Source organism: Pseudoflavonifractor sp. SW1122 (assembly GCF_012027765.1).
Lineage (GTDB): Bacteria > Bacillota > Clostridia > Oscillospirales > Oscillospiraceae > Enterenecus > Enterenecus faecium.
In genome coordinates this window covers 1-10010 of record NZ_SJOS01000072.1, presented here as the reverse complement: position 1 = coordinate 10010, position 10010 = coordinate 1, and the positions used below count along the sequence as shown (strand labels likewise).

At 59.7% G+C, this 10010-nt stretch carries 6 protein-coding genes and 2 tRNA genes; 7 read left to right on the top strand and 1 reads right to left on the bottom strand.

What is annotated here, in order from left to right; genetic code table 11:
• Window positions 1-199: DUF2508 family protein (locus E0L15_RS11620; RefSeq protein ID WP_168125713.1), on the bottom strand; the 199-nt coding region annotated here is incomplete at its 3' end.
• 219 nt (window positions 200-418) lie between these two features.
• On the opposite strand from E0L15_RS11620, the gene E0L15_RS11615 reads away from it, so the two are divergent.
• The 7 genes from E0L15_RS11615 to E0L15_RS11585 all read left to right on the top strand — a co-directional run bounded on the left by E0L15_RS11615 (window position 419) and on the right by E0L15_RS11585 (window position 9957).
• Window positions 419-2161, top strand: a complete 1743-nt coding sequence (locus tag E0L15_RS11615) for a Na/Pi cotransporter family protein (protein WP_168125712.1) — start codon at window positions 419-421, stop codon at window positions 2159-2161.
• Between the two features lie 204 nt (window positions 2162-2365).
• Complete coding sequence (locus E0L15_RS11610; protein ID WP_168125711.1) at window positions 2366-4363, top strand: toprim domain-containing protein; 1998 nt, start codon at window positions 2366-2368, stop codon at window positions 4361-4363.
• Between the two features lie 226 nt (window positions 4364-4589).
• Window positions 4590-6836, top strand: a complete 2247-nt coding sequence (locus E0L15_RS11605) for a DNA gyrase subunit A (RefSeq protein ID WP_168125710.1) — start codon at window positions 4590-4592, stop codon at window positions 6834-6836.
• 12 nt (window positions 6837-6848) lie between these two features.
• Window positions 6849-7712 carry a YitT family protein gene (locus E0L15_RS11600; RefSeq protein ID WP_087392375.1) on the top strand — a complete coding sequence of 288 codons (864 nt, stop codon included), beginning with the start codon at window positions 6849-6851 and terminating at the stop codon, window positions 7710-7712.
• A 32-nt stretch (window positions 7713-7744) separates the two neighbouring features.
• Window positions 7745-8827: a hypothetical protein gene (locus E0L15_RS11595; RefSeq protein WP_168125709.1), complete on the top strand. Its 1083-nt coding sequence runs from the start codon at window positions 7745-7747 to the stop codon at window positions 8825-8827.
• Window positions 8828-8902: 75 nt separating this feature from the next.
• Window positions 8903-8978: transfer RNA gene (locus E0L15_RS11590), tRNA-Gly, on the top strand.
• A 903-nt stretch (window positions 8979-9881) separates the two neighbouring features.
• Window positions 9882-9957: transfer RNA gene (locus E0L15_RS11585), tRNA-Gly, on the top strand.
• Window positions 9958-10010: the final 53 nt, after the last annotated feature.

The window sequence follows — 10010 nt, the reverse complement described above, 5'->3', positions numbered from 1 at the left end:
CCTGGCGCACCAGGTAGGAGTAGCGGCTGCGCAGGGCGTTGATCTCATACACACAGGCGTCCACCAGGTCCGGGTCCGAGTGCAAATTGAACTGGGCATAGGCCTGGTTGAGCTGCACCCGGGTCTGGGCCACCCCCTCCATCAGGCACCGGCGCTCCTCCAGCCTGACATTCCTCCCCCGTTTTCTTCCCACCGTCATAGGGCATCCTCCTTTGGTTTTTTGTTCCAGATTCTCTCCCAGTTTAAGCGAAAAGCAAAAAAATTATTCCTCTGCTGGTGGTGTGGTTATAATACGGAAAGGAGTGGCGGCTCTGGTATCAGATTTTTGGGACACACACTCTTTACACTCCGTTTACGTGTATGTTATACTATGACCAGTTATGTCCAAATTTGAAGAAAAAGATTGAGGTATGCGACTATGGATTTATTCGACGTCCTGACGATGTTGGGCGGCCTGTCCCTGTTCCTCTTTGGTATGTCCATTATGGGCGATGGACTGGAGCGAGCAGCGGGCAACAAGCTCAAAACCATCCTGGAGCGGCTCACCTCCAGCCCCATCAAAGGCTTCTTCCTGGGCCTGGTGGTCACCGCCATCATTCAGTCCTCCTCTGCCACCACGGTGATGGTGGTGGGCTTCGTCAACTCCGGTGTGATGAAGCTCAATCAGGCCGTGGGTATCATCATGGGTGCCAACGTGGGCACCACGGTGACGGCCTGGATTCTGTCCCTGTCCGGCATTCAGGGCGACAGCTTCTTTATCCAGCTGCTCAAGCCCACCTCCTTCTCCCCCATTCTGGCCGTCATCGGCGTGGTGCTGTATGTGTTCCTCAAGGACAACCGCAAGCGGGACATCGGCGCCATTCTGCTGGGCTTTGCCACTCTCATGTTCGGCATGGACACCATGTCCGGGGCTGTAGCCGGTCTGAAGGACGTGCCTGAGTTCACCAACATCCTGCTGATGTTCTCCAACCCCATTCTGGGCGTGCTGGCTGGCGCGGCTCTCACCGCCATCATCCAGTCCTCCTCTGCCTCTGTGGGTATCCTGCAGGCCCTGGCCTCCACGGGTGTGGTGACCTTTGGCTCCGCCATCCCCATCATCCTGGGCCAGAACATCGGCACCACCGTCACCGCCATGCTCTCCTCGGTGGGCGCCAACAAGAACGCCCGTCGGGCTGCCCTCATTCATCTGTATTTCAACGTCATTGGTACCATTACCTTCCTCATTTTGTTCTTTATCCTGCAAGTCTTCATCCCCATGCCCTTCCTCAACGACAGCATCAACGAGTTCTATATCGCCGTGGTCCACACGGTGTTCAACGTGGTGTGCACCCTGGCCCTGCTGCCCTTCAACAAGCTGCTGGTGAAGCTGGCCTGCGCCACCATCAAGGAAGAGGCCAAGGAGCCCGAGGTCATGCTGTTGGACGAGCGCCTGCTGGTCACTCCTCCCATCGCTCTGGAGCAGTGCAACAAGCTGGCCATCGGCATGGCCAACCTGGCCAGCACCTCCGTCCAGCGTGCCCTGGGCCTCATCACCTCCTACAACGAGGAGGACGCCAAGCTGGTGTGCGAGGTGGAGGATCAGCTGGACCAGTACGAGGACCAGATTGGCTCCTACCTGGTAAAACTGTCCACCAAGACCCTGTCTGTGGATGACAGCCGCGCCGTGTCCCTGCTGCTGCACTCCATCAGCGATCTGGAGCGCATCAGCGACCACGCCAAGAGCATCCAGATCTCCGCCCAGCGGATGCACAACAAGCACAATCAGCTCTCCGGGGACGCCAAGGAGGAGCTGCAGGTGCTGGCCAAGGCCGTCACCGCCGTCACCAAGGAGACCGCCAAGAGCTTCGCCGACGACGACAGCAAGCGGGCCCGGAAGGTGGAGCCCATGGAGCAGGTGGTGGACCACCTGTGCTCCAACATGAAGGCCCGCCACATCAAGCGTCTCCAGGACGGGGCCTGCCGTGTGGAGCAGGGTATGCTCTTCACCGACGTGCTGGGCGACTGCGCCCGCATCTCCGACCACTGCTCCAACGTGGCTGCCGCCATCATCGAGCTGCACCACGACAGCTACGACACCCACCAGTACCTGGATGACCTGCGCAGCGACCCCGAATTTAAAGAGCTGTACCAGGAGTACCTGGCCCAGTATCCCCTCCCCTAAGCAAATCGGTAACATGCACGCATTTCCAACCGCCGCAGCCACAGCGCTGCGGCGGTTTTGTTTGCACTCCTACGGGCGAACCAGTGAAGAGTGAAGAGTGAAAAGTGAAGAAGTGGAAGCGGCAAAGCCGCTTCCTTGACGGGGGCCAAACCTTGCGCTATAATTAAAATGAAATGATATGCTCATACAAAAGTAGGTGCAACTATGGCAAAAGCCAGTGTAAAGACAACATATGACAACCAATCCATATCTTCCCTGAAGGGTCCGGACCGGGTGCGCAAGCGCCCCGGCGTCATCTTCGGCTCCGACGGACTGGACGGCTGCCAGCACGCCGTGTTCGAGATTCTCTCCAACGCCATCGACGAGGCACGAGAGGGCCACGGCAGCCAGATCATTGTCACCCGCTACCAGGACCACTCCATTGAGGTGGAGGACTTCGGCCGGGGCTGCCCCGTGGACTGGAACGAGGCGGAGGGCAAGTACAACTGGGAGCTGGTGTTCTGCGAGCTGTACGCCGGCGGCAAGTACAAAAACGGGGACGGGGACAACTACGAGTACTCCCTGGGACTCAACGGCCTGGGCTCCTGCGCCACCCAGTACGCCTCCCGCTACTTTGACGCCACCATCTACCGGGACGGCTTTAAGTACACCCTCCACTTTGAGCGGGGCGAACTGGTGGGCGAAATGATCAAAGAGCCCGCCGACCGGAAAAAGACCGGCTCCAAGTTCCGGTGGCTGCCCGACCTGGACGTGTTCACCGACATCGACATCCCCCTGGAGTACTACACCGACACCTTGAAGCGTCAGGCGGTGGTCAACGCCCCGGTCACCTTCCGGCTGCGCAACCAGATCGGGGCCAACCGCTTTGAGACCACCGACTTCAAGTACGAAAACGGCATCATCGACTACGTCACCGAGCTGGTGGGAGATCAGTCCCTTACCCCCCCGGTGTTCTGGCAGACCGAACGGAAGGGTCGGGACCGGGCGGACAAGGCAGATTATAAGGTAAAGCTGTCTGTGTCCTTCTGCTTCTCCAACACGGTGAATCTGGTGGAGCACTACCACAACTCCTCCTGGCTGGAGTACGGCGGCGCCCCGGAGAAGGCCATGCGCTCCGCCTTTGTCTCCGCCATTGATTCCTGGCTCAAGCAAAACGGCAAGTACCAAAAGAGCGAGTCTAAGATCACCTGGGCGGACATTCAGGACTGCCTGGTGCTGGTGAGCAACAACTTCTCCACCCAGACCAGCTACGAGAACCAGACCAAAAAGGCCATCACCAACAAGTTCGTCCAGGAGGCCATGACCGAGTTCCTCCGCTCCCAGCTGGAGGTCTACTTCATCGAGAACCCCTTTGACGCCGAGAAGATCGCCGGACAGGTGCTCATCAACAAGCGCTCCCGGGAGACCGCCGAAAAGACCCGCCTGGGCATCAAAAAGAAGCTGTCCGGCTCGGTGGACATCTCCAACCGGGTGCAGAAGTTCGTGGACTGCCGCACCAAGGACGTGTCCCGCCGGGAACTGTATATCGTGGAGGGCGACTCCGCTCTGGGCGCCTGTAAGCTCAGCCGAGACGCTGAGTTCCAGGGCATCATGCCCGTGCGTGGTAAGATTCTCAACTGTTTGAAGGCCGATTACGCCAAAATCTTCAAAAGTGAGATCATCACCGACCTTTTGAAGGTCATGGGCTGCGGCGTGGAGGTCAAGGACAAGCACGTCAAGGACCTGTCCGCCTTCGACCTGTCCGCCCTGCGGTGGAACAAGATCATCATCTGTACCGATGGCGACGTGGACGGATTCCAGATTCGCACCCTCATCCTCACCATGCTCTACCGCCTTACCCCCACCCTGATTCAAGAGGGGTATGTGTTCATCGCCGAGTCTCCCCTGTACGAGATTACCTGCAAAGAAAAGACCTGGTTTGCCTACTCCGACCGGGAGAAGGCGGAGATCTGCCAGCAGCTGGACGCTGAGAAGAAGAAGTACGACTTGCAGCGCTCCAAGGGTCTTGGTGAGAACGAGCCGGACATGATGTGGCTGACCACCATGAGCCCGGACACCCGGCGGCTCATCAAGGTCATGCCTGAGGACGTGGAGCGCACCGCCCAGGTCTTCGACCTGCTGCTGGGGGACAACCTCCAGGGCCGCAAAGATCACATTGCGGAAAACGGCTATAAATACCTGGATATGGCCGATATATCCTGATTCGCCGAAAAAGGCAAAGCCTTTTCCGACGGTAAAGATTGCACCCTGCTGCGCGCATATTTTGTCTGAGACAGACAAAATCCACACTTGCAGGGCGAGAAGTATGTTTCGCCATGCGCATGTCCTGGCGAAACATAGATTTCAATTTTTCGCACCTGCGGGTGCGAACTCTGCGAGGCTTTTCTCACAAAGCCAGCAACCAGTATCATGATAAGGACGGAATTACATGGCTAAGAAGAAGTCCCCCGCAGAGGGGGCAAAGAAGAAGACAAACCCCAACGTCATGGGACTCCACGCCCAGGTGCTGGAGCAGCCCATCACCCAGACCCTGGAGCTGAACTACATGCCCTACGCCATGTCGGTGATCGTCTCCCGGGCCATCCCGGAAATCGACGGCTTCAAGCCCAGCCACCGAAAGCTGCTGTACACCATGTACCAGATGAAGCTGCTCTCGGGCCCCCGCACCAAGAGCGCCAACGTGGTGGGCGCCACCATGAAGCTCAATCCCCACGGCGACGCCGCCATCTACGACACCATGGTGCGCCTGTCCCGGGGCTACGGGGCCCTGCTCCACCCCCTGGTGGACTCCAAGGGTAACTTCGGCAAGGTGTACTCCCGGGACATGGCCTGGGCCGCCTCCCGATACACCGAGGTACGGCTGGACGCCATCTGTCAGGAGCTGTTCCGGGACATTGACCAGGACGCCGTGGACTTTGTGCCCAACTACGACGGCAAGCTCCAAGAGCCCACCCTGCTGCCCACCACCTTCCCCAACGTGCTGGTGGCGGCCAACCAAGGTATCGCCGTGGGCATGGCCTCCAACCTGTGCGGATTCAACCTGGGCGAGGTGTGCGAGGCCGCCATCGCCCGGATGAAGAACCCGGAGGCGGACCTGCTGGCCATTTTGAAGGCCCCGGACTTCTCCACCGGGGGCCAGCTGCTCTACGACCAGAAGGCCCTGGAGGACATCTACCGCACCGGCCGGGGCAGCGTAAAACTGCGGGCCAAGTGGAACTACTCCAAGAGCGAAAACCTCATTGAAGTCACCGAAATCCCCTACTCCACCACCGTGGAGGCCATCATTGACAAGGTGGCCGAGCTCATCAAGGCGGGGAAAATCCGGGAAATTTCGGACATGCGAGACGAGACGGGCCTGGACGGCCTGAAAATCGCCATTGACCTCAAGCGTGGCACCGACCCGGACAAGCTCATGGCCAAGCTCTTCTCCCTTACCCCCCTGCAAGACAGCTTCTCCTGCAACTTCAACATCCTCATTGCGGGCATGCCCCGGGTGATGGGGGTGGGCGAGATTCTGGACGAGTGGACGGCGTGGCGGATGGACTGCGTGCGCCGCCGCACCTACCACATCTGCAAGAAGAAAGAGGATAAGCTGCACCTGCTCCGGGGTTTGAAGCAGATTCTGCTGGACATCGACAAGGCCATCGCCATCATCCGGGAGACGGAGGAGGAGGCGGAGGTGGTGCCCAACCTGATGATCGGGTTCGGCATCGACCAGATTCAGGCCGAGTATGTGGCAGACATTCGGCTGCGCAACATCAACAAGGAGTACATCCTCAAGCGGGTGGAGGAGGTCTCCACCCTGGAAGAGGAGATTGCGGACTTGCAGGACCTGATGAACTCCCCCAAGCGGATTCAGAAGGTCATCATCACCGAGCTGCAGCAGGTGAAGAAGAAGCACGACACTCCCCGGCGCACCGAGATCATCTACGAGTACGAAAACCTCTCCGCCGAAAAGGCCGCCGCTCAGGAGGCCCCGGACTATCCCGTCCACGTCTTTCTCTCCCAAGAGGGGTATTTTAAGAAGATCACCCCCCAGTCTCTGCGCATGAGCGGAGAGCAGAAGTACAAGGAGGGGGACGGCCCCTACCTGCACTGGGAGGGGAGCAACCGGGACGAGCTGCTGGTGTTCACCGACCGCCAGCAGTGCTACAAGACCCGCCTGTCCGACTTCGACGACTCCAAGGCCAGCCTGTTGGGGGACTACCTGCCCACCAAGCTGGGCATGGACCCAGAGGAAAAGGTGGTGTGGGCCTGCTGTCCCGGCGACTACTCCGCCCACCTGCTCTTTTTCTTTGAAAACGGCAAGGCCGCCCGGGTGGAGCTGGGGGCCTACCAGACCCAGACCCGGCGGAAAAAGCTTACCACCGCCTACTCGGACAAGTCCCCCCTGGTGTCCGCCCTGGTACTCAGCGAGGACACCGAAATGGCGGTATGCTCCACCGAGGGGCGCTGCGTGGTGTTCCACACCGCCTCCCTCACCCCCAAGTCCACCCGCTCCACCCAGGGTGTGAACATCATGACCCTGAAACCCAAGTACAAGGTGGAGTGGGCCAAGCCCCTGAGCGAAACCACCATTGTCAACGCCCCCCGGTACCGGGCCCGCTCCCTGCCCATTGCCGGTGCACTGCTAAAGGAAGAGGACCGTGGCGAGACGCAGCTGTCTCTGCTGTAACAAGGAGAAGCTATGAATGTAAAGAAAAATCTGTGGGCCATTCTGGTCATCACCTTCGCCTCCGCCATCTACGCCCTGGGCTTTGTGTGGTGCTTTGCCCCCAACAACATTGCCTTCGGCGGCATCACCGGCGTGGCTCAGATCATCAACCACTTCATCCCCGCCTGCCCTGTGGGTATGACGGTGATTGTGCTCAACATCCCCCTGTTTATCCTGGGCTGGAGGTTCATTGGCGGGCGGCTGCTGGTGCTGTCTCTGTACGCCATGTTCATCTCCTCGGTGTTCATTGACATTCTCACCCCTCTGTATGACTGGCAGCCCATGGAGCCTCTGCTGGCCTGTATCTTCGGCGGCCTGCTCATGGGCCTGTCCCTGGGCTTTGTGTTCCAGCAGGGCGCCACCACCGGCGGCACTGACCTGGCCGCCCGGCTTCTCAAGCTGGTATTCAAGTGGCTGCCCATGGGCAAGCTGCTGCTGGCCGTGGACCTGATCGTAGTGGTGTCTGTGGCCCTGTCCTTCCAGACCATCAACACCGCCCTCTACGGCCTGGTGGCCCTGTACATCTCCACCCTGGCTCTGGACGGCGTGCTCTACGGCATGGACACCGCCAAGGTGGCCTACATCATCAGCGACCACAACGAGGAAATCCGCCGCACCCTGGTGGAGGACCTGGACAAGGGTGTCACCATCCTCCACGGCCAGGGCGCCTACACCGGGGCGGAAAAGCAGGTGCTCCTGTGCGCCTTCAAGCAGCGGGAAATCGCCACCATCAAGTCCGCCGTGAAGGGCCTGGACCCCAACGCCTTCCTCATCGTCTGCGACGCCCACGAGGTGCTGGGCGAGGGCTTCCAGGTGTATCACTCCGACGGACTCTAAGCCGCCCCACCTGGGGCAAAGGAGGGAGACTCATGAAAGTACGACTGCTGGCCCTGGGCCTGGCCACCGCCCTCACCCTGTCCGGCTGCACCGCCATGCTGGAGCGCAGCTACGTCTCCTCCGCCACCCACCTGGACTACTCGGTGACGGACGACTCCTCCATCCTGCGGGTGGAGAACTATCAAGGTCTGGTCAACGCCCTGCTCTACTTCGTCAACCAGCACTCCGCCAACGGCACGTTGCGGCTGTACAACTACGCCGGGGACGTGGAGTCGGACTTGGAGCGCGCCTGCAACGAGGTCATGACCGAGGACCCCCTGGGGGTGTTCTCGGTGCGCTCCATGAAGTATGACAGCACCCGCATTCTCACCTACTACGAGGTGGATGTGCGCATTGTCTACTCCCGCTCCGCCCAAGTGGTGTCCTCCATCCAGTCTGTGGCGGGCCTTTCGGGTCTGCGGGGCGAACTGACCCGGGTCATCTCCACCCGGCAGTCCCAGAGCATCTCCCGGGTGAGTTACTTCTCCGGGGATGCCGCCGCCGTGGAGTCCCTGTTCTGGCTGGCCTTTTACAGCAACCCCCAGACCGCTCTGGAGCCTCCCAAAATCTCCGCATCCCTCTATCCGGAATCCGGGGCCCAGCGCATTGTGGAGCTGACTCTCACCTGGCCGGACACCCAGATGGACCTGGAGGAATACGCCAAGTCTCTGGAGACTCTGGCGGGCCAGCTGCTGGAGGAGTCCGCCCAGACCCCCCACACCCTGGAACAGCTCACCGGCCTGGTCCAGAGCGTGGCCGCTCCCTCCACCACCGGCTCCCTCACCGCCCTGGACGCCCTGTCCGGCAAGCCCGCCAGCGACCAGGGGCTGCTGCTGGGCCTGGAGGCCCTGCTGCAAGAGGCGGGGATGGAGTACACCATGGTGTTGGGCTCTCAGAACTCCATCCGCACCCTATGGCTCATTGTGGCCACCGACCACGGCTATCGCCACCTGTTGGCCCAGTCCCTCCACCCGGACCAGCCCCTGAAGCTGTACACCGACCAGCAGATGACCGATCAGGGCTATACCTGGTCCACCTCCCTCTACCCCGCCTGTCGGGAAAACGGGGAGGAATAAGGAAAAGTTTTTCGAGAAACTTTGAATTTTGTGTTGACAAAAGGGATGATATCTGGTATCATTCCTTTTGTTGTCGCGAGTGTAGCTCATCTGGTAGAGCGCCACCTTGCCAAGGTGGAGGTAGCGAGTTCGAGCCTCGTCACTCGCTCCAAAAAAGAAGGCCTGACCTCTGGTCAGACCTTCTTTTTTGGTATCCGTGAGTTTTTTCTATGCTCGGCGGAAGTCAATTCCGCCTGCGCCAAGGTTTTCGCCCCCAGGCGAAAACACTTGTACGGCGCACCCGCGCCGCCCCGCCTTGCGGGGACCCCATGGTGCGGAAACTCGCTACCTCCACCTTAACTTGAAATCTGAGGTTGGGGGCCCCGCAAAAGCCATGGGCTTTTGTGGGTACGGAAGCGGGTTCGAGCCTCGTCACTCGCTCCAAACAAAAACGGTCTGACTTAGGTCAGGCCGTTTTTATTTGGCATCCGTAGGTTATTTCAATGCTCGCCGGAAGTCAATTCCGGCTGCGCCAAGGTTTTCGCCTCAGGCGAAAACACTTGTACGGCGCACCTGCGCCGCCCCGCCTTGCGGGGCCCCATGGAGACGTACCTGTTCGGGTATGTCTCCATTTTTCTTGTCTTGGTGAACTCGCCCTCCTCCATCGGCTCCCTTGTGTAAAGGGAGCTGTCAGCCGCAAGGCTGACTGGGATTGTCCTTCTAAACAGCATAGTTCAGGCTTCCCAGCCCGGTGGGGACGCTACCCGCTGGGGGTTTCTTTTGAGCGGGCAAAAGAAACCAAAACCCGCTTAGGGCGTTCCCCCCTAAGTACCCCCCTGGGGTACGAGGCTGGAACTGCGTCATTCTCACCATCGGCCCTGGCCCCGGTGGGGTCACATAGATGGCTTGGCAAGTCTATGGGAAGCGCCCCCTTCTCTGTGAGTGTGTGCCTCTGTTTCCAGGGCCTCACCCTGGTGCGCAGCGTTCCCGCCGCCAGGAGTGTCTGCCGCTCCACACTTTTTTCATTTCACCCTTGACAAAAGCTTTTTCTTCTGGTATCATACCCTTTGTCGTTGCGAGTGTAGCTCATCTGGTAGAGCGCCACCTTGCCAAGGTGGAGGTAGCGAGTTCGAGCCTCGTCACTCGCTCCAAAAAAGAAGGCCTGACCTCTGGTCAGGCCTTCTTTTTTGGTATCCGTGAGTTT

Excerpts from the sequence above, each read along its gene's own strand:
- E0L15_RS11615 (WP_168125712.1), top strand. The coding sequence starts at position 419 with ATGGATTTATTCGACGTCCTGACGATGTTGGGCGGCCTGTCCCTGTTC.
- E0L15_RS11610 (WP_168125711.1), top strand. The coding sequence starts at position 2,366 with ATGGCAAAAGCCAGTGTAAAGACAACATATGACAACCAATCCATATCT.
- E0L15_RS11605 (WP_168125710.1), top strand. The coding sequence starts at position 4,590 with ATGGCTAAGAAGAAGTCCCCCGCAGAGGGGGCAAAGAAGAAGACAAAC.
- E0L15_RS11600 (WP_087392375.1), top strand. The coding sequence starts at position 6,849 with ATGAATGTAAAGAAAAATCTGTGGGCCATTCTGGTCATCACCTTCGCC.
- E0L15_RS11595 (WP_168125709.1), top strand. The coding sequence starts at position 7,745 with ATGAAAGTACGACTGCTGGCCCTGGGCCTGGCCACCGCCCTCACCCTG.